This is a genomic window from Kangiella geojedonensis, assembly GCF_000981765.1.
Taxonomy (GTDB): domain Bacteria; phylum Pseudomonadota; class Gammaproteobacteria; order Enterobacterales; family Kangiellaceae; genus Kangiella; species Kangiella geojedonensis.
Map to the genome: position 1 here is coordinate 2,047,790 of NZ_CP010975.1, position 23,412 is coordinate 2,071,201.

22 protein-coding genes and 1 pseudogene are annotated in these 23,412 nt (G+C 44.3%); 7 read left to right on the plus strand and 16 right to left on the minus strand.

Features of this window, described 5'->3' with window-relative positions:
- Positions 1 to 3: 3 nt before the first annotated feature.
- Entirely contained in the window at positions 4 to 1,005 is a 1,002-nt protein-coding gene (locus TQ33_RS09275) for an N-acetylornithine carbamoyltransferase (RefSeq protein WP_218915763.1), read from the minus strand.
- 401 nt (positions 1,006 to 1,406) lie between these two features.
- Between TQ33_RS09275 and TQ33_RS09280 the strand changes: the two genes are divergently transcribed.
- From TQ33_RS09280 to TQ33_RS09295, 4 genes are all read left to right on the plus strand, one after another.
- Positions 1,407 to 3,155 (plus strand): choice-of-anchor I family protein, encoded by a 1,749-nt coding sequence (locus TQ33_RS09280; protein ID WP_071841113.1) that lies wholly within the window; start codon positions 1,407 to 1,409, stop codon positions 3,153 to 3,155.
- Positions 3,156 to 3,315: 160 nt separating this feature from the next.
- Positions 3,316 to 4,818, plus strand: coding sequence for a S10 family peptidase (locus TQ33_RS09285; protein ID WP_046561804.1), 1,503 nt, complete (start codon positions 3,316 to 3,318; stop codon positions 4,816 to 4,818).
- Positions 4,819 to 5,105: 287 nt separating this feature from the next.
- A complete protein-coding gene (efpL, locus tag TQ33_RS09290) occupies positions 5,106 to 5,675 on the plus strand; it encodes an elongation factor P-like protein EfpL (RefSeq protein ID WP_046561805.1) in 570 nt (189 codons plus the stop codon).
- 27 nt (positions 5,676 to 5,702) lie between these two features.
- Entirely contained in the window at positions 5,703 to 6,053 is a 351-nt protein-coding gene (locus tag TQ33_RS09295) for a DUF4156 domain-containing protein (protein WP_046562432.1), read from the plus strand.
- A 40-nt stretch (positions 6,054 to 6,093) separates the two neighbouring features.
- Here TQ33_RS09295 and TQ33_RS09300 read toward each other — a convergent pair whose 3' ends face one another.
- From TQ33_RS09300 to orn, 15 genes and pseudogenes are all read right to left on the minus strand, one after another.
- Positions 6,094 to 7,578 (minus strand): catalase, encoded by a 1,485-nt coding sequence (locus TQ33_RS09300; RefSeq protein ID WP_046561806.1) that lies wholly within the window; start codon positions 7,576 to 7,578, stop codon positions 6,094 to 6,096.
- 174 nt (positions 7,579 to 7,752) lie between these two features.
- Positions 7,753 to 8,022, minus strand: coding sequence for a DUF1653 domain-containing protein (locus tag TQ33_RS09305; RefSeq protein ID WP_046562433.1), 270 nt, complete (start codon positions 8,020 to 8,022; stop codon positions 7,753 to 7,755).
- A gap of 23 nt (positions 8,023 to 8,045) precedes the next feature.
- On the minus strand, positions 8,046 to 9,245 hold the full coding sequence (locus TQ33_RS09310) for a DUF418 domain-containing protein (protein ID WP_169745470.1): 1,200 nt from the start codon (positions 9,243 to 9,245) through the stop codon (positions 8,046 to 8,048).
- Positions 9,246 to 9,368: 123 nt separating this feature from the next.
- A complete protein-coding gene (locus TQ33_RS09315) occupies positions 9,369 to 10,670 on the minus strand; it encodes an adenylosuccinate synthase (RefSeq protein WP_046561808.1) in 1,302 nt (433 codons plus the stop codon).
- 213 nt (positions 10,671 to 10,883) lie between these two features.
- Entirely contained in the window at positions 10,884 to 11,069 is a 186-nt protein-coding gene (locus TQ33_RS09320; protein ID WP_046561809.1) for a DUF2065 domain-containing protein, read from the minus strand.
- Positions 11,070 to 11,126: 57 nt separating this feature from the next.
- Complete coding sequence (gene hflC / locus TQ33_RS09325) at positions 11,127 to 12,017, minus strand: protease modulator HflC (RefSeq protein ID WP_046561810.1); 891 nt, start codon at positions 12,015 to 12,017, stop codon at positions 11,127 to 11,129.
- Positions 12,007 to 13,041, minus strand: a complete 1,035-nt coding sequence (hflK, locus tag TQ33_RS09330) for an FtsH protease activity modulator HflK (RefSeq protein ID WP_046561811.1) — start codon at positions 13,039 to 13,041, stop codon at positions 12,007 to 12,009. Before hflK ends, hflC begins: the two co-directional genes overlap by 11 nt.
- Positions 13,042 to 13,141: 100 nt before the next feature.
- Positions 13,142 to 14,431: a ribosome rescue GTPase HflX gene (hflX, locus tag TQ33_RS09335; protein WP_046561812.1), complete on the minus strand. Its 1,290-nt coding sequence runs from the start codon at positions 14,429 to 14,431 to the stop codon at positions 13,142 to 13,144.
- Positions 14,432 to 14,553: 122 nt separating this feature from the next.
- Positions 14,554 to 14,901: pseudogene (hfq, locus tag TQ33_RS09340) on the minus strand (RNA chaperone Hfq); the annotation flags it as partial.
- 182 nt (positions 14,902 to 15,083) lie between these two features.
- Complete coding sequence (gene miaA / locus TQ33_RS09345) at positions 15,084 to 16,031, minus strand: tRNA (adenosine(37)-N6)-dimethylallyltransferase MiaA (RefSeq protein ID WP_228640131.1); 948 nt, start codon at positions 16,029 to 16,031, stop codon at positions 15,084 to 15,086.
- A 4-nt stretch (positions 16,032 to 16,035) separates the two neighbouring features.
- Positions 16,036 to 17,823 carry a DNA mismatch repair endonuclease MutL gene (gene mutL / locus TQ33_RS09350; protein WP_046561815.1) on the minus strand — a complete coding sequence of 596 codons (1,788 nt, stop codon included), beginning with the start codon at positions 17,821 to 17,823 and terminating at the stop codon, positions 16,036 to 16,038.
- A 17-nt stretch (positions 17,824 to 17,840) separates the two neighbouring features.
- Positions 17,841 to 19,157: an N-acetylmuramoyl-L-alanine amidase gene (locus TQ33_RS09355; RefSeq protein ID WP_046561816.1), complete on the minus strand. Its 1,317-nt coding sequence runs from the start codon at positions 19,155 to 19,157 to the stop codon at positions 17,841 to 17,843.
- A gap of 55 nt (positions 19,158 to 19,212) precedes the next feature.
- A complete protein-coding gene (tsaE, locus tag TQ33_RS09360; protein WP_046561817.1) occupies positions 19,213 to 19,713 on the minus strand; it encodes a tRNA (adenosine(37)-N6)-threonylcarbamoyltransferase complex ATPase subunit type 1 TsaE in 501 nt (166 codons plus the stop codon).
- Positions 19,714 to 19,773: 60 nt separating this feature from the next.
- A complete protein-coding gene (locus TQ33_RS09365) occupies positions 19,774 to 20,301 on the minus strand; it encodes an NAD(P)H-hydrate epimerase (RefSeq protein WP_046561818.1) in 528 nt (175 codons plus the stop codon).
- A gap of 7 nt (positions 20,302 to 20,308) precedes the next feature.
- Positions 20,309 to 20,866 (minus strand): oligoribonuclease, encoded by a 558-nt coding sequence (gene orn, locus TQ33_RS09370; RefSeq protein WP_071841114.1) that lies wholly within the window; start codon positions 20,864 to 20,866, stop codon positions 20,309 to 20,311.
- A 107-nt stretch (positions 20,867 to 20,973) separates the two neighbouring features.
- Here orn and TQ33_RS09375 point away from each other — a divergent pair, with 107 nt between their 5' ends.
- From TQ33_RS09375 to asd, 3 genes are all read left to right on the plus strand, one after another.
- Positions 20,974 to 21,357, plus strand: a complete 384-nt coding sequence (locus TQ33_RS09375) for a 4a-hydroxytetrahydrobiopterin dehydratase (protein ID WP_071841115.1) — start codon at positions 20,974 to 20,976, stop codon at positions 21,355 to 21,357.
- Between the two features lie 20 nt (positions 21,358 to 21,377).
- Positions 21,378 to 22,355 carry a small ribosomal subunit biogenesis GTPase RsgA gene (gene rsgA, locus TQ33_RS09380; protein WP_046561819.1) on the plus strand — a complete coding sequence of 326 codons (978 nt, stop codon included), beginning with the start codon at positions 21,378 to 21,380 and terminating at the stop codon, positions 22,353 to 22,355.
- A 109-nt stretch (positions 22,356 to 22,464) separates the two neighbouring features.
- Positions 22,465 to 23,316, plus strand: coding sequence for an archaetidylserine decarboxylase (asd, locus tag TQ33_RS09385; RefSeq protein ID WP_046561820.1), 852 nt, complete (start codon positions 22,465 to 22,467; stop codon positions 23,314 to 23,316).
- Positions 23,317 to 23,412: the final 96 nt, after the last annotated feature.

Here is a 23,412-nt window from a genome sequence, read left to right on the forward strand (position 1 = left end):
ACCTTAAGAATGATTAATTAACGTATTCATCATGGATTTCTGTACATGCAGACGATTTTCCGCTTCTTGAATCGCAATACAGTTTTTAGAGTCGACAACACCATCAGTCGCTTTGACGTTTCTTCTCATGGGCAAGCAGTGACTGAACAAGGCATTGTTAGTCTTCGCCATTTTTGCTTCATCAACCATGAAGTGCTTGTATTGATCACGCATAGGCTTTTCTTTTTCCCATTGTCCAAAATAAGGTAACGCGCCCCAGCTCTTGGCATACACCACATCAGCTCCCTCATAGGCACTATCGATATCATGCGAAACCGTTAGTTGATTACCATGTTGTGAGCTGTAGGTTTGACCAAGATCCATGTAATGCTGATCCAGCAAATAATCCTCATTGGGGCATAATAAAGTGACATCCATGCCAAATTTGCTCGCAATCATGAGAGAGGAGTTAGCCACCGCCGTATTCAATGGTTTAGGGTGATAGGTCCAAGTCAGCACATATTTCTTTCCTTTCAAATCGCCAAGGTTTTCTTGCAGCGCCATGATGTGCGCCAATTCTTGACACGGGTGGGTAATGGTTTCCATATTAATCACCGGAACCGTTGAGAACTGAGCCAAGCTTTTAATCAACTTGTCCTGACGATCGTCCTGCCAGTTCTGGAATTTTGGAAAGGCTCTGACGGCAATAATGTCACAGTACGCGGAAAGTACTTGAGCCACTTCTTGAATGTGCTCTTCCGCTTCACCATCCATAATGGAGCCAAGCTCAAACTCAATGGGCCAAGCATCTTTTCCTGGCTGAAGCACGATGGCCTGGCCACCCAGTTGGTGAACACCCAGCTCGAAACTTGTGCGAGTTCGTAATGATGGATTGAAGAATAATAGCGCAACGGATTTATTTTTGAGCAAAGGCTGAAACTTCTCTTCTTTCAGTTCTTTGGCAAAGTCGATCATCTGCTGCAAATCATTTTGCGACCAATGCTCGGTGGTTAAAAAGTGTTTCATGGCAATTCCTGCTAGTCATGCCATCGGGAGGGAAATTTTAGACGTGCATAAAAAAACCCAGCCGATGGCTGGGTTTTAAATTCTGTTGTTTGAAGATTACTTAGACAACACGATGCTACTCCCAGCCGGCTTGATTCGGCTGCGACGTCGTAGTTGTACTGTGTTAAAACGATTTACTGTTATCATTCGCTTGGAAACTTAGTTTTGGTTACTGAGTTGTAATCATCAATGTAAATATCGCGCACCTCTCTAACGGTGCCCAGCAAATGTACAACGAAATTTTTTAAGTGTAAACCTTTTTTTATGTTGTATATTCTTAAAGAGTATAACGCGTCATGTCATAACACTGTCACATTGACTGAGGATAATCACTATAATCCATTGATAATTAAACTACTCTTATGATAATTACTCGCATTGCCTTACCCCTATTACTGCTGAGTGGCTCGTTTGTCTTTAGTGGCTGTAAAACCACGAGTCACCAACCCTCGCAAGCTCAGAACTCAACTCTCAAGATGGAGCTGGTGGCTCGCCATGTGTCAGGTCACTATGGTGAAGGTGCTGCTGAAATCGTAGCGTATGACGCACCCCATCAAAAATTATACGTCGTCAATGGTGCGGTTAACGCTATTGATATTATTGATATTTCAAACATTCCAACGCAGCCTTTATCGCTTCCCTTTAGCGGAACTAATCTCACAAGCGAACGCCTAACATTACCAAAATCCGTTACAACAACTGAGCAACCTGACTTACCCCTTGGCAGTCCAAGCTCCTTGAGTATTCATAATAACCTTATGGCAGTGGCTACCGCTAACAAGGATAAACAACAGCTCGGAGCCGTTCTATTCTACCGCTTAAGTAGATCTAAGCCGGAGTTTATCAAAGCTGTTACCGTTGGTGCGCTCCCCGATATGATTACCTTCACTCACGGCGGACACAAAGTCATCGTGGCCAATGAAGGTGAACCGAGTAAAGACTACCGTCATGATCCAGAAGGTAGTGTAAGCATTATTAATATACAGCCAGAAATTGCAGGTTCAGCCAAGCACTTGAACTTCAAGCAGTTTAATGAAGTCAGAGAGCAACTCGCATCAACGGGTGTTAAGTTCGCCAGCCCTCAAGGAACAAGTGTGGCGCAGGATCTTGAACCAGAGTACATCACGGTTGCCGGGGATGACTCTAGAGCCTACGTCACCCTACAAGAAAATAATGCCATTGCCATTATCGATTTAACCACTGACTCAATACTTAATGTTTATGGCTTAGGTTTTAAAGACTGGGGACAGTACAAAATCGACGTCAGTAACAAAGATGGCGTCAACGCCGCGACTTATGAAAATGTTTATGGGATCTACCAGCCTGATGCAATCGTTTCTTATGACGTGAACGGTAAAACTTATATTTTAAGTGCTAATGAGGGGGATGCTCGAGAATATATTTATGATGCTAGCGAAGCAGACTGCAATGCCGCCGGTCATCAATACGACGGCGAAGATGGCTGCATTAGCTACACGGAAGAATATCGAGCCAAGAAACTACCCATTAAATCGCCATCTGCTATTGACTCTTATTACCATAAAAATGGTATCGGCCGTTTAAAAGTTACCAGTGAGTTGGGCGACGATGACGGTGATGGTCTGTATGAAAAGCTTTATAGTTACGGTGCTCGCTCATTCAGTATTTGGGACGAAGATGTCCAGCAGGTCTACGATAGTGGTGATGATTTTGAACAGCTATTGATTGAACGCTACGGTGAGAACTTCAACAGTAATGAAAATGAAAACAAAGGCGATAGCCGCTCAGATGATAAAGGTGCTGAGCCAGAAGCCATTACCACGGGTATTATCAATGGTAAAACCTATGCCTTTATCGGCCTAGAACGTCACGGGGGTATTATGGTTTATGATATTTCGAACCCAACGAGTCCGACATTCGAAACTTACGTCAACAACCGCGATTTCAGTAAAGACTTTGAGATTGACGATGATAGCAACCCCGTGACACTCAAAGGCGCTTATCAACAAGTCGGCGATTTAGCACCCGAAGGACTTGCTTTCATCGCAGCGGAAGACAGCCCTACGGGTAAAGCACTACTGGCAGTCGCCAATGAGGTTAGCGGCAGTGTTTCCATCTACCAGTTACACTAAGCCTTTGATTCCTATTACTTAAGCCGCTTTTAAAGCGGCTTTTTCACATCTTGTTACGATTTATTGGTGAGATAAACAACCCTTCTAACTTTGCCATAGCTGCTGAACTTGGTAGTCTCTAAGCTTACTTTGTTACGTCGTATGTTTTTGGGGAGACACCATGAAACAACTTGCATACTCAGCATTACTAGCCGTTAGCTTGAGCTTAAGCCACGCAGCATTCGCTGATGAGAAAAAAGATTCAGCGCCAAACCCATATCCAGAAGAAAAAACCGTGGTTACCGAACACTCAACCGAAGTTGGTGGCCAGTCCATAAAATATAAAGCCACTACCGGCAACTCCTTTGTTTATAACGATAAAAACGAGGTCATTGGTTCAATCTTCTTTACCGCTTATACCAAAAAAGGTGCCAACCCAAAGAACCGTCCTATCACGTTCGCTTATAACGGTGGCCCAGGCTCAGCATCAGTCTGGTTACACATGGGTGCGCTGGGGCCTAAGCGTGTGGTCATGGACAAAGAAGGTTTTCCGCTAAAGCCACCGTTCAACTTTATTGATAACGAATATTCGATTCTCGACTTAACTGATATCGTCTTTATCGATCCTGTCGGTACCGGTTACAGCCGCGCTCACGATAAAGGCAAGAATGAAGACTTCCATGGGGTTTGGGAAGATATCGAAACCATTTCTGAGTTTATTCGCCTTTACATGACCCGTAACGAGCGTTGGAGCTCACCTAAGTTCCTAGCAGGCGAAAGTTATGGCACCACTCGCTCAGCCGGTATCGCCTATAACATGGGACAAAACCATGGCGTTTATTTTAATGGCATCATGCTGATCTCAAGCGTTCTGGATTTCCGTTTAGACGACTTTAGTGACCGCAACGGTATCTTAGCGCCTGTAACTATGCTGCCCAGCTATACCGCAGCAGCTTGGTATCACGATAAACTTAAAGCACCTCTGAGTAATGATTTAGAAGCGTCGATAGCGCAAGCAAAAGAGTTTGCCCTGAATGATTACGCACTAGCGTTATTACAAGGCGATAATCTTGAGCCTCGCCGTAAGCTCGCGATAGCTGAGCGTGTCGCTAATTTTACAGGTCTATCGGTGGATTTGGTGTTGGAAAAGAATTTGCGCATAACGTTGAATGACTTCCTTCACAACGTCAAACGCAAGGAAGGTGAAACCCTTGGTCGTTTAGACAGCCGCTTTACCACGCCTGAACTCGATGCCATGAATAAACCAGGTTATCGCGATCCAAGCTATATGGCTATCCACGGCACTTACACCGAAACCTTGATGACCTACTTGTCACAAGAACTCAACTATAAGTCAGATTTGCCCTATTATATTCTTGGTGGCGGTGTGAAAAGCTGGAACTACAAAGACTTTAACCGTCAAAGCAACGACATCAGCGACAAGCTGACCAGCGCCATGTTGCGCAATCCTGATATGCAAGTCTATGTCGGTAATGGGTACTACGACTTCGCAACGCCGTTTTTCGCTACAGAGTACACCTTCTCACACATGGGTTTACCAGAAGAGTTGCAAGACAATGTCCACATGTCGTATTACGAGTCAGGTCATATGATGTATATCCGTGAGCACGACTTGATTAAATTAAAGCAAGATTTGGCGGAATTCTTTAAGAAGTCGCTATAGGCTTTGGCTCTTTACCCCCCTTTGAGTCAGCCGAAGCCATTATAAAATCATAGAGCAAATTAGGCAGGGAAGCCTAATTTAGTCAAAACGAAACAGGACGTTTCGTTTGACGGCTCGTTATGATTTTTACTGGCAAGGGCAATCCGTAGGATCTGACGACGGGGGTAGCCTTCTTTTGGTTACTTTTCTTGGCTACGCAAGAAAAGTAACAACCAATATACTTCCACTTTCCAAGACATCACCAAGCCATTACAATAAACTCAACTCAAAACACAGAGACCATTCCAATGGCAAAAGCTAGTGATGTAAAAAGAAACATGGCCGTTGAGCATAACGGTAAACTATTAGTCGTAAAAAATATCGAGGTCAGCAGTCCTAGTGCTCGTGGTGCGGCGACTTTATACAAAATGCGTTTTACCGATGTGCAGGCTGGCTCTAAAGTTGAGCAGACCTTTAAAGGCGACGATCAGCTGACGTTAGTTGACCTGACAAAGCGTGCAGCAACCTACTCGTATGAAGAAGGCGACACCGTTATTTTCATGGACAGCGAAGACTACAGCCAATACACCTTTAATCGCGAAGACATCGAAGACGAGTTACTGTTTATTACTGACGATATTCAAGACTTAAAAGTCGTGATTGCGGATGAGAAAGTCGTTGGTCTAGAGCTACCACAGTCCGTTGAAATGGTTATTGAGCAGACCGATCCTTCTATTAAAGGTGCTTCGGCTACCGCTCGAACCAAACCCGCTGAATTTTCCACAGGCTTAACTATCCAGGTTCCTGAATATATTTCGACTGGCGAGAAAGTCAAAATCAACGTCGAAGAAAAGAAATTTATGAGTCGCGCAGATTAATAAAAACCAACAATGAGGATGATTGTTATGAAAAAACTAGTTCTAATAATATTTTGGGGTATTTCTCTAGCTGCATGTTCTGCAATACAAACAAAGCCTGGCGCCGAGAATATAGAGCTTGTCAACGAAGTCCCCAGTAAAACCAAGTGTACTTATTTGGGTGAGATCGCTGGCTCACAAGGAAATTGGGCAACCGGTGACTTCACTTCAAATGAAAATCTAGTTGTTGGAGCAAGGAATGATCTTAGAAATAAAGCTTTCGACTTAGGGGGAAATTTAGTCTACATACAAGACCATAAAAACACCAATGCTTGGGGTTCACTTGGAACAACAAACACTACTGTTATAGGAAAAGTATATCGTTGTAATTTCCAATAGTATTGTAAAAGGGTTAGGACAAGCCTAACCCTTCTTCTGACTAAGACTTAATCTCTTCCACATCAATACCCATGGCTTTTGCGACACCTTCACCATAAGCAGGATCGGCTTTGTAGCAGTTGCGAGCGTGGCGGATTTTAATATGCTCTTCTGCTCCGTCGATCGCTCTAGCTGTATTGTCGAATAATACCTGCTGTTGCTCTTTCGACATGAGTCGGAACAAGTCACCTGGCTGACTGTAGTAATCGTCGTCATCTTCACGGAAGTCCCAGTTTTTAGCATCACCGCTAATTTTTAACGGTGGCTCTGCAAAGTCTGGCTGCTCTTCCCATAAGCCATAGCTGTTAGGGTTATAGCCTTTGGTCGACCCAAAGTTACCGTCAACACGCATAGCACCATCTCTGTGATAACTATGTACTGGACACTTAGGTTGGTTCACGGGAATTTGTGAGTGGTTCACACCTAAGCGATAACGCGCGGCATCACCGTATGAAAACAGACGGCCCTGTAACATTCTGTCTGGTGAGAAACCAATACCAGGAACTACGTGCGCTGGATTAAACGCGGCTTGTTCCACTTCAGCAAAATAGTTATCTGGATTACGGTTTAACTCTAAAATACCTACGTCCATGACGGGGTAATCATCATGCGGCCACACTTTGGTTAAATCGAAAGGATGGATATGGTATTTTTCTGCATCTTCTTCAGGCATGATCTGAACCTGCATTTTCCATTGTGGGTAATCACCGTTATCAATCGCATCCATTAAATCCTTCTGATGAGACTCACGGTCCTTACCAACGATTTCCTCTGCTTCTTGGTCGGTTAGATTTTCAATGCCTTGCTGTGTTTTTAGGTGGAACTTAACCCAGTAACGCTTATTATCGTCGCTGATAAAGCTAAAAGTGTGGCTTCCATAACCATTCATGTGGCGATAGGTTTTGGGTAAGCCTCGATCACTCATCACAACGGTCACCTGGTGTAACGCTTCTGGTAGTAAAGTCCAGAAGTCCCAGTTGGTGTTTGCCGAGCGCATGTTGGTTCTCGGGTCGCGCTTGACGGCGTGATTTAGATCCGGAAATTTCAAAGGATCACGCAAGAAAAATACTGGAGTATTATTTCCCACTAAGTCCCAGTTACCCTGCTCCGTATAGAATTTAACAGCAAAACCACGAATATCGCGCTCAGCATCAGCCGCTCCACGCTCACCAGCAACCGTAGAAAATCGTACAAAAACATCGGTTTTCTTACCCACCTCTGAGAAAACTTTGGCTTTAGTGTATTTGGTAATATCGTGAGTGACAGTAAAGGTTCCGTAAGCACCAGAGCCTTTTGCATGCATACGGCGCTCAGGAATGACTTCGCGGTCAAAGTGCGCCATTTTTTCTAAGAACCACGCATCCTGAAGTAGTAAGGGACCGCGAGGTCCCACGGTCATAGAGTTTTGATTATCGGCAACGGGTGCACCGTTGCTTTGAGTTAAAAACGGGCATCCTGAATTATTGGGTTTATCTTTTTCGCTCATGGTAGGTCCTCTTCTGCTATAAACAATTTTACTGTGGTACTTCCACAGCTGTTTACTATATGACCTACTCTAGCAATAAATTATTGATAGTTATATTGCTTAATTATTATGACTTTAATAGTATTTTTTTATCGTTAGACATGAACTCTTAACTTTTAACTATAGTCTACAGGGTTAACTCTCAGCTATATACTGAAAGCGTTTAATGCTTTGACCATCTCTAGTGATTGTTTCACCGAACATTTCTAACGGTCGAGCCCATATACCGTAATCACCGTACAGAGCTTTATATACCACCAGCCATTCGCGAGTTTCTGAATGTCTTGCTAAATTCAAAACTTGGTATTTTTCACCTTTGAAGTGTTGATAAATCCCAGGCTTTAAGCTCGGTTCCGTATCATGATTATTATCTTTGTGTTTTTCGTTGCTGTTGTCTTTAAACATAGATTTCTTCTTCATGAGGTTAATTAATGGTTTGTAGCCCATTCATAGCCTTTTCGCCAAATCGATTCTAAAGGACCACGCTTAAAGTATTTAAACCATACTGCCACAAACATAAGCTGAAATGCCCAGATTGCTAGAGTCACAAGCCATAACTCGCTACGACTGACTTTTCCGAACCAATCAAAGCCATAGCCATAGAAGAGCATTGCACAGATCAGGCTTTGCATAATGTACAGTGAAAAAGCCATACGCCCTGCTTTGGCTAAGATACTCTGTACCGAAGCGAGGAAACTGGTTCTCCCCCATAACATGATCAGTCCAAGATAGCCGAAAGCTAGGATGATACTCCCTAAGTAAAACCCTAAACTATTGACTCCCATAAACGCATCGTAACTAAAGCCCGAGTTAACAAACGCCCAAGTAGCGCCCAACGATATGACTAACCCTATAAGAAGCCCCCAAATAGCACACTGCTTAAGCGCTGCTTTAGAGGTCAATACACCAAGTTTCCATAAGCCCATACCAAGCATCATCAGGCCGCAGCAACGCCACACAGTGAAATAGACAAAATCTAATGACTGTCTTTGCCACGCTGCCGCAACTCTGTCTGGTGTCAGTGCCCACCAAGAGCCTTGATATTTTTGTAACGCTTGCTGTTGCGTTGTAGTAGCCTCAGGCGACCACCAATCTGGAGTAGCCGGTGGGTTAGTCATGTTCTGGATGGCATTCCACATATCTGGAGCAACCGAACCAAAAGCAAGTAATAGTCCCAGGCCCACTAATACAGACGCTGGGGTAGCTCGTAGCCAAAAAACAAGTAAACCACAAATCGCATAAGCGACAAGGATATCCCCATCCCAAATCAAATAGGCATGAGCTAAGCCAAATAATAGGAGCAATAAGGATCGGTAAACAAAAGGCTTAGCTGGGCTCGCCCCTAACTTTTCATACTTGGCAGAGAACAGCATAATGCCGACGCCATATAGCATGGCTAACAGAGTCATAAACCTTTGTTTGACTAAACTGTACTCGAGGAACCAAGCCCACTGATCAAGACTTGAAAACTCTCCGAACGCCAGTGGGTTATATCGAAGCAAGCTAGGGGTGGAGAAGTAATTGATATTAATAATTAAGATCGCGAGGATGACAACACCACGAAGTATATCCAAGTTCGCTAACCGTGAGGTTTTAATTTCCATTGCTTCGGCATCTGGTTGTCGCATATAGCCTAATCCTTGTTGTTTGTTACTACGTACCAATAAAGCGTGCACATCAATATACATCCTTGTCAGGCATAAAAAAAGCGACCCAAGGGTCGCTTTTCTGTGCTTGCTAGCGCAGCGGTATTAAGCTTCGAAAGGATGTCGCTTAATAATAGTTTCTACGCGATCTGGACCTGTTGAAATAATATCGACAGGAGTACCGACCAATTCTTCTACTTTAGCGATAAAGTCTAAAGCGTTTTGTGGTAAGTCATCAAGCGACTTGGCGCCGAAGGTTGTTTCGCTCCAACCTGGCATTTCAATATAAACAGGTTCTACGCGTTCATAGTCTTCAGCACCGCACGGTGTACTATCAAGCTCACCATTGACCGAGCAGTTGTATTTCACTGCAATCTTAACGGTATCAAGTCCATCTAGAACATCCAGCTTAGTCATACAAAGACCAGATACACTGTTAATGTCCACCGCACGCTTTAAAGCTACTGCATCGAGCCAACCACAACGACGAGGTCTGCCAGTTGTCGCGCCAAACTCATTACCTTTCTCAGCCAAACGCATACCAGTATCGTCAAACAATTCCGTTGGGAATGGACCACCACCGACACGCGTGGTGTAAGCTTTGGTGATACCTAATACGTAATCAATATGACGCGGTCCTACGCCTGCACCGGTGGCAACACCGCCTGCAGTCGTATTCGATGATGTCACATAAGGATAAGTACCGTGGTCAATGTCCAACAAAGTGCCTTGTGCACCTTCAAACATCAGTTTATCGCCCTTGCGGCGCATATCAGCTAAGATCGCTGGAACATCAGCAACCATAGGCTTTAACCAAGCTGCATATTCTTTGCAAAGCGCTAATGTTGCGTCAATATCAATCGCTTCAGCGTTATAATATTGAGTCAGAGCAAAGTTATGTAGCTCCATAACTTCACGTAATTTTTCTTCCAAACGCGCTTCATCAAACAGGTCTTCAACACGCAAGCCACGACGAGAAACCTTGTCCTCATACGCTGGGCCGATACCACGGCCAGTCGTGCCAATCTTCTTTTCAGGATGGCGCGCAGCTTCTCGCGCATTATCTAAGGCGACATGATAAGGAAGGATCAATGGGCACGCAGGGCTCACACGCAAACGCTCTTCAACAGGAACGCTACGCTCTTTCAGCATATCCATTTCTTTTTTCAGAGCATCTGGCGCTAACACCACACCATTACCGATATAGCACATTACGTCATCATTCAAGATGCCTGACGGAATTAAGTGGAGTACGGTTTTTTCTCCATGAATGACCAATGTATGACCCGCATTATGACCGCCTTGATAGCGAACGACTGCGTCCGCTTGCTCGGTCAACAAATCAACAATCTTACCTTTACCTTCATCACCCCATTGGGTGCCTAAAACCACAACACTTTGTGCCATTACTTAACTCTTACCCTACTTTTGTAGATGAATCGTTCGTTGTCCAAACATGGACACCAAACCGCGCATTTTACCGTTATCGTCAGCGAAAATCCCCCTTTTTTTTTATAAAAAGGTCAATTTTTCACCGCTCTAAAACTCTATCCAGTTATAGCCCCTGTTTTTCAACGAGTTAGTTATAACATCTACAGGTTGCTTTAACACAAACTATCGCTAGCTGACGAAAAACACCCAACCAAGACCCAGCAACATTAAGACTAAACCGATCATTCGCAACTGGCCATCCGGTCTACTCGACATGTCACTCACCATTTTCTTCCAAGCTTTAGGAGCCAGCGTTGGAATCAAGCCCTCTAGCACCAGCACTAAGCCCATCGCTATTAACCATTCTTCTGACATAAAGCCTCCAGCTCATAAAAAAGGCCAGCTAGGCTGGCCTTTTTACTATTATCAATATTAGTTTTTACCTTCAGCGTCTTTAAAGTACTTAAAGAACTCGCTATCAGGCTTAATCACTAACACATCTTCCTTACTCTTAAACGACTCTTTGTAAGCGTCTAAGCTTCTCAAAAAAGCATAAAAGTCACGATTTTTATTATAGGTTTTAGCATACATTTCAGCTACTTCTGCATCAGCTTCACCGCGACGAGTACGCGCATATTCATCCGCTTCCGCAAGTGTTTTCTTAACATCTGCATCAGTCTCTGAGCGAATAATGTTTGCTTTTTGTTGCCCTTCACTTCGTATTGCAATAGCTTTAGCCTTACGTTCAGAAATAATCTGATTGTAAACGTCAGCCAAAACTCTCGAAGTGTAGTTAACTTTTTTCACTCGCAAATCAACTAACTCAATACCGTACTCTTTAACTCTCGGGTTAACGAAACCTTTAATGTCATCCATCAAATCATCACGCTGTTCCGAAATAGCTTCTTCTAAAGTTCGCTGACCAAATTGGTTACGTAAGCCGTTATCAATGAATCGCTCCAGACGACCTTCAGCTTCTTTAAAATCGCCATTCGTTTTTAAATAAAACTGTGAGAAGTCATTAATACGCCATTGCGCATAAGTGTCTACATCCAAAAACTCTTTGTTTTCAGTTGTAAACACATCCGGCTGACCATCCATTGTTTGTGTACGGGCATCAAGTTTAATCACACTTTCAATATAAGGAAATTTAAAGTGTATACCTGGCTCATAAACAGTCGGCATATTATCAGCGTCACGCGCGACTTTACTAAATCGAAGCTTCAAAGCCCTTTCGCCTTCATCGATAACGAAAATAGAGCCTGATAGTATTAGCATTACGATGACAACGATGATCGCTACAAAGAAGTTTTTATTTGGCATCGTTTACTCCTTTTGATCTTTTCATAATATTATCAAGAGGGATATACATCATGTTATTTCCACCCTCCACATCAAGGATGACCTTCGAAGTGTTTGCTAACACTTGTTCCATCATATCAATGTACAAGCGGGTACGAGTAATTTCAGGAGCCGCTTCGTACTGAGGTAATAACTGCTCAAAGCGTGCAACCTCACCCTTTGCTTTACCCAAAACTTGTGAATAGTAACCATTAGCAAGTTGCTTAATTTCCTCAGCCTTTGAAATAGCCAATGGGAGCTCTCTATTCCTATATGCATCAGCCTCTTGCTCTAAACGTTTAGCATCTTGAGAAGCTCTGTTTACCTCTTCAAAAGCATCATTCACTTCTTTCGGTGGCTTAGCACTTTCTAAAGTAATAGTCCTCACTAACAAGCCACTATTATAAGACGCCAGAATCTCAGGTAATAAAGCCTGTAACTCGGCCTGAATTTTTGCCTTACCGTCAGTCAAAATCGGGTCGACTTCAGAGTTACCAACAACCTGTCTTAAAGCACTCTCAGAAGCTTGAATAAGCGCTGTTTTAGGATTCTTTAAGTTAAATAAGTAGTCTTTCGGTTTATTGACTTGATACTGAATACCGATATCAACTTCAATGATATTGATGTCTTTTGTCAGCATAATAGCGCTGATTCGTTCTTCACGAATCTGATCAATATTAACTTTCTTAATTTTTTGTACACCAAAAGGAAGCCAACCTAAGCCTGGTTCTACCGTTCTTGAGTACTCTCCAAAATGCAGGATTACGCCTCTTTCTGCTTCTTTAACGGTATAAAAACCTTTAATAATATAGAAAACAGCAAAGATCACGATTCCAATGACCAAAAAGTTTCTGCCACCGCCATCTGATTTGCCATTGCCACCACCAAAAATACCGCCGATTTTTTCACCGGCTTTTTTGATCATGTCATCCAGATCATTATTGTTATTTGGGCGTTTTTTGCCCCATGGGTCTTGATTGTTATTACCCGGTTCATTCCAGGCCATAGACACTTCTCCAATTACTGTTAAATTTGAATAACCATAAATAAATTAAGGGCTAAACAGCCCCAGCAAATCGTTACTTCTCGCTCTGATAGCTATACTATCATGAACTAAGGACAAACTGGCTCAAATCTTTATCCAGCTGTTTCCCTAAACGAATCCAGTCTGCTTGCTCAAGCCTGATATCCAGTAGCATGTCACCATTGTCGGCGACACCCTCTTCTTCTATTGCTTGTAGCTCGTACAATAATCCCCGTAAACGTCCTTCTTGTGGCGGTAATCGTAATTGAGCACTGAATTGTTGCTCTTCTGCAAGCTCTTCAATAGCCTCGAGCAACAGCTCGATGCCTTGTTCTTTAACGGCTGAAGTCCATACGCGAATGGGAATGCCTTCATCATCGCGCTCAATTCTCGGCTCAGCGCCCTCTATCATATCAATTTTGTTATAGACTTCTAAAGTCCGTATTTCATTTGCGCCAATATCGGACAGAACTTCCCACACCTGCTCAATGTTCTCATCACGTCGTTCGCTCGCAGCATCAATCACGTGCAAAAGAATGTCAGCTTCAACGGACTCTTCTAAGGTCGCGCGGAAAGCTGCCACTAACTCATGCGGCAAGTGGCGAATAAAACCCACAGTATCCGCTAAGATCACATCACTACCCTGCGGTAAAGAAACGCGGCGTAACGTAGGGTCCAGCGTTGCAAACAACTTATCTTCTGCGAGCACATCAGCTTCCGTTAACAGATTAAATAATGTCGATTTACCCGCATTGGTATAACCCACAATAGAAACTGTTTTAATATTTGCACGTTTTCTAGAGCGACGCCCTTGCTCACGTTGGCGCCCTACTTTATCGAGCCGCTTTTCAATATGCTTAATACGATCGCGTATCAGTCGTCTATCCGTTTCTAACTGAGTTTCACCCGGACCGCGCATACCAATACCACCTTTTTGACGCTCTAGGTGAGTCCAACCTCTTACTAGACGCGTCGACAAATGGCGTAGTTGGGCAAGCTCAACTTGTAATTTACCCTCAAAAGTAAAAGCGCGCTGTGCGAAAATATCCAGAATCAAACCAATACGGTCAATGACACGGCATTTCGCAACTTTCTCAATATTACGCTCTTGGGTCGGCGAAAGGTTGTGGTTAAAAATAATGACATTAGCTTCGGTCGCTTCTTTAACACTCTGAATTTCTTCAATTTTACCCTTACCAATAAAAAACTTAGGATCGGGCGAATGGCGCTTGGCGGTGACGATATCCATCACTTTTAGCCCCGCAGAGCGAACGAGTTCAACGAATTCTTGTAAATCTTCTTGATTGGATTCCTGATCGAAATCTATATGAACCAAGATGGCGGATTCGCCGCCACTATGACGGTCAAACAATAAACAACCTCAAAAGTCGGTAGTTAATTTAAGATAGGATAGTGTAAAACGACCCGCCGAAATAAACCAGCAGGTCGTTGTATCAGAATATGTAAGATAGGTGTTTAGGTAATATGTTACAGACCGCCCATTGGGCCACCTGTGTATCCACCACCGCCACCTGAGCCGCTCGACATTGGGCCACCCATGCCACCAGAGCTACCCATGCCCCCTTGGCTGCCTTGGTCTTCGCGTGATCCACCATTTTCATTTTGGTAATGACTACGAACATTGCGGATAGGCACAACCGTTGAAATGGCATGCTTATAAACCATCTGACTCACAGTGTTCTTTAACAAAATGACGAATTGGTCAAAAGATTCGATTTGGCCCTGTAGCTTAATGCCATTAACCAAGTAAATCGATACGGGTACTTTCTCGCGTCTAAGTGCGTTCAAGAAAGGGTCTTGTAGTGATTGCCCTTTTGACATTACTCTCTCCTGTTCTTTATTAATTTATGTTTATTCAGATTAGCTTTTCTTATTGAAACTGTTGTAAAACTAACCTGCTCTTTATTCATTACTACTACAAATCGTTTTGGAACAAATTCCAAGTAAAAGTGTACATCATTTGGTCAAGCAGATCGAGATATATCAATAGGATATGGTAGCTTTTAGGCTAGTTTTAACAATTGCGTCACGTCTTGATAAATCTCAGATGGCGCCTTCTGAGAGTTAATCCAGTGTAAATTTGACCAACTCCTGAGCCATGTAAATTGACGCTTTGCCAGCTGACGAGTGGCAATAATTCCTCTCTCGATAGCGTGCTCTAAACTCATCTCACCTTCTAAATGCTGCCACATCTGGCGATAACCTACCGAACGAATAGCCGGTAAGTCAGCATTAAGCTCTGCTCTTTGGTGCAACCGTTTGACCTCATCTAAAAATCCTTGTTCCATCATTAAACGGAACCGTGTCTCAATTCTTTGATGTAAAAAAGCACGGTCTTCAGGGGCGATCGCTATCTGCGTGACATCATAGGGAAACTCTTCCTGTTCTTGTTCTTGGTGCAGTTTCGATAAGGGTTTCCCGGTAATATGATAAACCTCAAGTGCTCGCAAGGTTCGTTGCGGATCATTCTCATGAATGCGCTTCGCGGAAATGGGGTCAATCGAGGCCAGTTCTTGATGTAAAACTGAAAGCCCCTTGGCATCTAAGCGCTTCTGAAGCTGCTGACGAATAATGGGGTCGGTATCAGGCAGGTTATTCATGCCTTCTAACAATGCTTTGTAGTAAAGCATTGTGCCACCGACCAACAATGGAGTGCGCCCTTTGTTGGTAATATCCTGCATTTCACGCAATGCATCGTCTCTGAATTGCGCGGCAGAATAAGGTTCGGCCGGATCACAAATATCGATCAGTCGGTGTGGTGCTAGCGCCAGTTCTTCCGCGGATGGTTTCGCAGAACCAATGTCCATCCCCTTATAGACCATGGCAGAGTCAACACTGATAATGTCACATTGATGCTCCTGCACAAGGCGAATAGCTAGTTCCGTTTTACCCGAAGCGGTTGGCCCCATAATAAAAAACGCTTTTGGTTTTCTCTCGCTGTTTGAGCTCACACCATCACCCCGCCTGTGACTCAGATTTTTGCTTCAATGCCAGCCAACCAGCCAGCTCTTCTGCTAATACAAACTGGCAATAGGGTGACTGCTGCCAGTTATGCGGCGTCAGAAAATCTGTCCAAGATTGCTTTGTATCCACCTGCCAGTAATCATCAAGGGCTTTAATCAGTCGAGTCTTTAGTTGTTCTAAGCTCACAACCGCAGTTTCATGAGTATCTGCTTGTGCCGTCTCATAAAGTACATTTTGCGTTAATTGCTTAATATCAACATGAAGTATTGAAGCTGGGACTTTTCTTAAAGCTACCGACTGCGGCCCTGTAACGTTTAAATCAAACCCAAGTTTTGCCCAATTTGAAATGCTTTCATCAGAAAGCGTATCCGCTGGAATACCTAAACGTTCAGGAATTAACAAAGGCCGTTGTTTCACATCACAACTCTGCCACTCTTTATGCAAAAGCTGAGCGGTGTAATCCAACCAAAAGCCTCGAACATCAAGTACCTGAAGTCCCTTATCTTTGGGCTGTATTAGAAAACGATCAGCGACTAAAATAAAATTCCCGACCTGACCAGCCCCTTTTGGAGCATAGGACTGAAAGTGACGCTCTTTTCCCGTAAGTTGTCGTGACTTATTGTCATCGGGGCGCACCATTGGCTCCTGCTCGACAGAAACTCCAGCCTCCAACCTCGGGTGATAATACTCATCCTTAAGTTCGTGGTTTTGCGGTATGTAGGCTCTATGGACTTCTTCCACCCGCCTTAAATCTTCCGCGTGCAATACCTCACCTTGGGACAGCAAGCAGTCTGACACAGCCCTAGAAATAAAATCATGAACTTGTCTCGCATCAGAAAACCGGACCTCATGCTTAGTCGGATGAACGTTGACATCCACCTTCTCAGCATCCAACTCAAGGTAAAGAACGTATGCAGGAACTCGCCCCGTGGGTAGCAAGTCTTGATAGGCTTGCCGAATGGCATGGTTCAGGGTGCGGTCTCGAACAGCACGACCGTTGACGAATACATACTGGCTCATGTTCGAATTTTGGTGAAAATCTGGGTGAGATAGCCACCCCCATAAACGTAAGTGGTCAATACTGGCGTCTAAAACCAACGACTGACTTAGGAAGTTATTGCTAACAATCGAGCCAATACGCTGTTTTTGTTGCTCCTCAGACTGTGCGGCAGGGATTCGTTTTGTGACTTTGCCATTATGTTTTAAAGTGAAAGCTACCTGCGGCGAAGCCAAGGCGACTCGCTTCATGGTTTCTTCGATATGAACATACTCAGTACGTTCAGCGCGCAAAAACTTTTGTCGAGCTGGCGTATTAAAAAATAAATCCCTGACCTCAACGATAGTCCCTACGGGCATTGGTCGAGGCTGGATGTCTACCGCCATATCTTGTCCCTGAGCGATGGCCGACCAACCGGTGGAATTATCACTTGCAGTACTTGCTTTAGAACTTAACGTTAATCGAGCTACGGAACTAATACTGGCTAAAGCCTCTCCGCGAAACCCCAGTGTATGAATAGCCTTTAGATCTTCCGTGCGTTCGATTTTACTGGTGGCATGTCGCGCCAGAGCTAACCCAAGCTCTTCACGCTCAATACCATGACCATCGTCTGTAATCCGAATCAGTCGCGTTCCCCCGCGCTCGACATCCAGCTGAATTCGAGTAGCACCAGCATCAACCGCATTTTCCAGCAGTTCTTTCACTACCGACGAAGGTCGCTCGACGACTTCACCAGCAGCAATCTGGTTCGCTAACAGTGGGGAAAGCTTTTTAATGTGCATATCTGTCTGGGTAGCTGTTAGCTACGAGGGATCACTAACTTTTGACCAATTCGAACCGTATTCGAGGTCATTTTATTAGCTCTTTTGATTTCATTAACGCTAGTATTAAAGCGCTTCGCAACCTTAATAAGATTATCGCCTCGCTTTACATGGTAAATGTTCTTTCGGTATAAGCTGGCAAACTTAGTACCATCCGGCGCATGATTCTTAAAATAATCAACGATGCCGTCTCTAACCGCGCCTGCAAGTTTGCGGCGATACGATGAGGTTTTAAGCAAGCGCTCTTCACCGGGATTAGAAATAAATCCAGACTCCACCAAAATCGATGGGATATCAGGGTTTTTAAGCACGAGTAGCGAGTTTTCTTCCACATAGTGCTTGTGCATCTTTGGGGCAACGCGCTTCATCGCTGAATGGACTTCTTTGCCAACTTTAAAGCTTTCCGCAATCGAACTTTCCATCTGCAAATCTAACAACACCGAACGCACCGAATTATCATACTCGGATAAGACCACAGTACTGTCGACACCGCCCAACAGCTCTGATTTTTCTTCCTGCAACTTCATCCAGCGAGCTACTTCAGATTTAGCGCCGTAGAGGTTCAAGACCCAAACCGATGCCCCTCTGGCTTTAGGGCTTTTAAAACCGTCCGCATGCACCGATACAAATAAATCCGCACGGTGTTTTCGTGCAATGTCGGTACGTTTACGATGTGGAATATAATAATCTCCCTCACGCACCATAATAGCCTTTAAGCCGTTCACCGAGTTAATAGCATCGACCAAATCTCTAGACAACTTAAGCACAATATCTTTTTCGCGGGTACCGCTGGGGCCCATGGCACCGGGGTCTTCACCACCATGCCCCGCATCCACGGCAATCACAATATCTCGCTCCGCACCAATAGCAGACTCGGGTGGCTTGATGACTTCGCGTTTCTTATCCAGCAAGTCGATAACCAGACGATCGCTGTACTCTTGATAAGGTTTTAAAGAAAAACTCTTGGGTTCCGCACTTTTATTTAAATCAAGTACTAACCTTAGGACCCCTTCTCTCGGTGGCTTGCTTTGGCGCACACGCTTTACTAGATCACTTTTAATGTCTAGCTGATTCAAGTCAACAGAGACGCGGGACTCAGGGATATCGACCACAATTCGGTCAGGATTGGTAAGGACAGTTAATTCGTGCTCGACAGGAGAGGTCAGGTCGAAAACAACCCGTGTCGATTCTGGAGATTGCCAAAACCTCATGCTTTTGATGACCGCAGCTTGGGCTGCAAAGCCGAACATCAAGGTAGCGGCGAATAATGTTTTTGTAAAATGCTTTTTTATCATTGTCACTTTGCAGTTACTGCTCCATTTGATTTTGGCACAAATTAGCGTCACTTGGCTAGTTTTTGGCTAACTTTTGACGTATTTTCTGTGCCAGATCTTGCCCTAACACCGAATCGGTAAAAGCCAACTCTGCTTTTCGCCCTAAGTCTTGATACGTCAGTTCTATTACCAAGTCAGCTTTAGGGATCATACCGTCGCCTTTGTCTGGCCACTCAAAAACCAGTAAAGAGTCCTCATCTTGATATTCCCGAATACCGATAAACTCAAGCTCTTCTGGGTCTGCCAAGCGGTATAAATCAAAGTGATAAACACTGTGACCGTTTAATTCATAAGGTTCAACCAGCGTATACGTCGGGCTTTTCACTGCCCCTGTATGGCCAAGGCCCTGCAACAGACCGCGGACAAACGTCGTTTTACCAGCCCCCAAATCGCCATACATATAGATGGTAAAAGGTCGCGGTAACAACTCTGATAAAGCCAAGCCGAGGCCTACCGTTTCAGTGTCATTCTCTAAAAAAAAACTTAATTGTGGTTTGTCTAATACCGTATTTTCCACCCCAAACTCCCTAGTTCGAAGATTGCTCCAGCTGCTTGAGCCAAATTACTAATTCATCAATCACTTCTGAGGCCAGTAAACCTCGGCGCCTGCCGTTAGCGACGCCAACTTTGCAGCTTTGATCCCATTAAGCAGGTCAATCAGCTGACAATAGTCATCCTTAAGCTCTCCGGTAACGCCAGTTCCCAACAAAGCATCAACGATCACATCAGCGAAAGACAACTCCTGCGTTTTAGCTTCTTCAATACCTAAAATATCAAACGTTTGATGGGATTCTTTTTTTATCGAAAGCAGATCTTGCCACGCCTTTTGAGGATCACCGCTAAACTCCGAATAAGCTTTAAGTGCTACCAGAGTGACGTTAAATCCCGCTTGAAGCGCATGTTTAGCAACGACTAAACCATCGCCAGCGTTGTTACCTGCTCCAGTCGCAATCAGCCAATGCTGGGCTTGTGGCCACAGCCGGCGAGCCCGCTCAAAAGCGCTGGCGCCTGCTCTTTGCATCAATTCATACAGCTCAATACCTTGCTCATCGACAAAGGCTTGCTCAATCTGCTTGATACTGTCAACGGAGAACAAAGGTTGCATAGTAAGCTTAATTCGATTCCGTCAGATCAATAAGGTGCTCACGATAATAGGCACATTCAGCAATAGACTCACGAATATCGTCCAGCGCTAAATGCGTCGCACTCTTTTTAAACCCTGGCAGAATCCCTGGCTTCCAGCGACGTGCCAGCTCCTTTAAGGTGCTTACGTCCAAATGACGGTAATGAAAATAGCGTTCAAGTTCCGGCATATGCTTCACCATAAAGCGGCGATCTTGGCAGATCGAGTTACCACACATTGGCGACTTACCTTCCGGCACCCACTGTTTCAAAAACTCGATGGTTTGGCGAGACGCTTCGGCCTCACTAACGGTGCTATCCTTAACACGTTGAGTAAGTCCTGACTTACCATGTTGCTCAACGCACCACTCATTCATGTTAGCCAGCGTATCGTCGTCCTGATGAATGGCCAACACTGGGCCTTCGGCCAATATGTTCAAATCCTTATCGGTTACGATGGTGGCGATTTCAATCACTTTATCGGTTTCAGGATCCAATCCCGTCATTTCGAGATCCAGCCAAATTAAATTATCTGCGTTTTGTGCCACAAAACACTCCTGTTCGTTGAGTTTTGCTAAAAATATGGTGTCACTTCAGTTATTATAGACACAATTTAAAATACATGCAGATCAAAGCAACCTATTTTGGAGTATTTATGGAACAGTTAGCATCAGTGCAACTCTCTAAACAGGAGTGTGTACATAACGACGACTCAAAAAAGCCATTGGGTGATGACACTCGCGATACACTATTAAAAGAACAGCTTCCTGAGTGGAATTACGATGCTGATAAAGGCGAAGTATCGCGTAAATTCAAGTTTAAAAACTATTATCACACCATGGCTTTCGTTAATGCGGTGGCTTGGATTGCCAATAAACAAGCACACCACCCTGATCTCGAAGTGAGCTATGGTCACTGTCTTGTACGTTACACCACACATGACGCTGGCAATAGCTTGTGTCTCAACGACCTGATTTGTGCTGCGCATATTGATGCGTTAGACAATAACGGTTCATTCGGTCCGAACTTTCAAGACTAATATCACACAAGGCCTGAGCATTGGGAAAAAAACGTAAGCACAATAAAAAACAGCGTCAGGAAGCTTCTGACGAGGTCAATATCAACTCCGAAGAGCTTGGGCCTGAAGAACAAGGGATCGTGATCAGTCGCTTTGGTCAGCAGGTCGATATTGCTGACCAAAACTTCGAGACCATTCGTTGTTTTCTAAGACGCGCCAAAGAAGTTCCCGTTGTGGGCGATAAAGCAACTTTTCAGCGCCAAGAGAAGCTTGATACGGGTGTTCTGGTTAGATTTGAAGAGCGCACATCACTATTAAAACGCCCAACCCCACACCATGGCATTAAACCTGTGGCGGCCAATATTGACTTAGTGGCCCTACTTTTAGCACCAGAGCTTGGTTTTTCCGAAATGCTACTCGATCGTTATTTGGTCGCAGCCGAATCAAGTAATATCCCCGTTTGGTTGGTATTTAATAAGTGGGACCTTTTAAACGACGAAGAGCGTGCCGACATACAACAACGCTTGAAAACCTACCAAGATATCGGTTACCCGATTTACTACATCAGCGCCAAGCATGGCGATCAAGTAGATGAGCTGGTTAAGGACTTACGTGGTAAACAACTCTTATTGGCAGGACAATCTGGCGTGGGTAAATCCACTCTGATTAAGTATTTATTTCCAGAGCTCGAAGTCGCCACCGCTGATATTTCAGAAACCTCAGGTCTTGGCACTCACACCACCACCGCCTCAAGACTCTACAAACTCGACGATGAGACTTATCTCGTCGACTCGCCAGGGGTTCGTGAGTTTGGTTTGTGGCACCTCGAAGATCACGACATCCAGCAAGGTTTTGTGGAAATTTATAAGCTCGCCGAAAACTGCAAATTCCGTGACTGTAAACACATCAAAGAGCCTGGCTGCGCAGTACTCGCTGCTGCTAAAAACGGCGAGATCGCAGAATCACGTATGAAAAACTACCACCACCTAATTCAAAACTACGATCAGCAGTTTAGTTAAGCGATAAGAAAAGCTCACAAACAGACGAATGTGTAACCATCCTTACCATTAGTCTGTTTGAATAATTTAAGTTACAATCCATTCATCTAAAGTAACGATTGAAACCACCATGGCTGACAAACTTAAAGTCTTATTACAATACCTAATTCCCCAGCACGGAATTTCTCTTTTAATGGGGAAGGTTGCTGAGAGTAAAAACGCTACCATCAAAAATACTTTTGCCAAATGGTTCATCAAAAAGTACGGCATCGACATGAGTATTGCCGAGCGCGAAAATCCTGAAGATTATGAAACCTTTAATGATTTTTTTACGCGCAGCTTAAAAGACGGTGTTCGTCCGATTGCAGAAGGTGACTCGGTTATCGTCAACCCTGCTGACGGTAATGTGAGCCAGCTGGGTCCTATTGATAATGACTTTATATTTCAAGCGAAAGGCCATCGTTATAGCGCCAAGACGTTATTAGGTGGCGATGCTGAACTTGCGAAGCCCTTTGAGAATGGCGAGTTTGCGACTATTTATTTGTCCCCGAAAGATTACCACCGCGTGCACATGCCGATGACAGGCAAGCTGACGAAAATGCTTCATGTGCCAGGCAAGCTATTCAGCGTCAATCCTTTAACCGCACGCAATGTTCCTAACCTATTTGCGCGCAATGAACGCGTAGTCGCCATGTTTGACACGGACTTAGGTCCAATGGCGATGGTGTTGGTCGGCGCAACCATTGTTGGCAGCATCGAAACCGTTTGGGAAGGCACTATCACGCCACCGACGCGTGATGATGTCAAAGTGTGGGACTATCAAGATCAAAACATAACTCTTGAGAAAGGGGCTGAAATGGGCCGCTTTAAGCTGGGCTCTACGGTGATTTTATTATTCCCTAAAGACACCATGACTTGGGAAGACTCCATGAAAGCTAATGCTCCAACCGTCATGGGCACTGCGTTAGCTCGCAAAAGTTAGTCCCAAAGAAAGTCGCTCCTAATAACAGCCCCTCAATCGGTGCTAAGACGACTTAGCACCGACTTGCCTTTATCATACATCTCTGCCATTCTTATC

What these genes read in the sequence shown, in the direction of transcription:
- TQ33_RS09310 (WP_169745470.1), bottom strand. Translation starts at nt 9,245, where the DNA reads ATGCGACAACCAGATGCCGAAGCAATGGAAATTAAAACCTCACGGTTA.
- TQ33_RS09305 (WP_046562433.1), bottom strand. Translation starts at nt 8,022, where the DNA reads ATGTTTAAAGACAACAGCAACGAAAAACACAAAGATAATAATCATGAT.
- mutL (WP_046561815.1), bottom strand. Translation starts at nt 17,823, where the DNA reads ATGCACATTAAAAAGCTTTCCCCACTGTTAGCGAACCAGATTGCTGCT.
- hflK (WP_046561811.1), bottom strand. Translation starts at nt 13,041, where the DNA reads ATGGCCTGGAATGAACCGGGTAATAACAATCAAGACCCATGGGGCAAA.
- TQ33_RS09355 (WP_046561816.1), bottom strand. Translation starts at nt 19,157, where the DNA reads ATGATAAAAAAGCATTTTACAAAAACATTATTCGCCGCTACCTTGATG.
- TQ33_RS09280 (WP_071841113.1), top strand. Translation starts at nt 1,407, where the DNA reads ATGATAATTACTCGCATTGCCTTACCCCTATTACTGCTGAGTGGCTCG.
- TQ33_RS09315 (WP_046561808.1), bottom strand. Translation starts at nt 10,670, where the DNA reads ATGGCACAAAGTGTTGTGGTTTTAGGCACCCAATGGGGTGATGAAGGT.
- asd (WP_046561820.1), top strand. Translation starts at nt 22,465, where the DNA reads ATGGCTGACAAACTTAAAGTCTTATTACAATACCTAATTCCCCAGCAC.
- efpL (WP_046561805.1), top strand. Translation starts at nt 5,106, where the DNA reads ATGGCAAAAGCTAGTGATGTAAAAAGAAACATGGCCGTTGAGCATAAC.
- TQ33_RS09275 (WP_218915763.1), bottom strand. Translation starts at nt 1,005, where the DNA reads ATGAAACACTTTTTAACCACCGAGCATTGGTCGCAAAATGATTTGCAG.
- TQ33_RS09285 (WP_046561804.1), top strand. Translation starts at nt 3,316, where the DNA reads ATGAAACAACTTGCATACTCAGCATTACTAGCCGTTAGCTTGAGCTTA.
- TQ33_RS09320 (WP_046561809.1), bottom strand. Translation starts at nt 11,069, where the DNA reads ATGTCAGAAGAATGGTTAATAGCGATGGGCTTAGTGCTGGTGCTAGAG.
- hflC (WP_046561810.1), bottom strand. Translation starts at nt 12,017, where the DNA reads ATGCCAAATAAAAACTTCTTTGTAGCGATCATCGTTGTCATCGTAATG.
- TQ33_RS09365 (WP_046561818.1), bottom strand. Translation starts at nt 20,301, where the DNA reads ATGCAACCTTTGTTCTCCGTTGACAGTATCAAGCAGATTGAGCAAGCC.
- TQ33_RS09375 (WP_071841115.1), top strand. Translation starts at nt 20,974, where the DNA reads ATGGAACAGTTAGCATCAGTGCAACTCTCTAAACAGGAGTGTGTACAT.
- TQ33_RS09300 (WP_046561806.1), bottom strand. Translation starts at nt 7,578, where the DNA reads ATGAGCGAAAAAGATAAACCCAATAATTCAGGATGCCCGTTTTTAACT.
- TQ33_RS09295 (WP_046562432.1), top strand. Translation starts at nt 5,703, where the DNA reads ATGAAAAAACTAGTTCTAATAATATTTTGGGGTATTTCTCTAGCTGCA.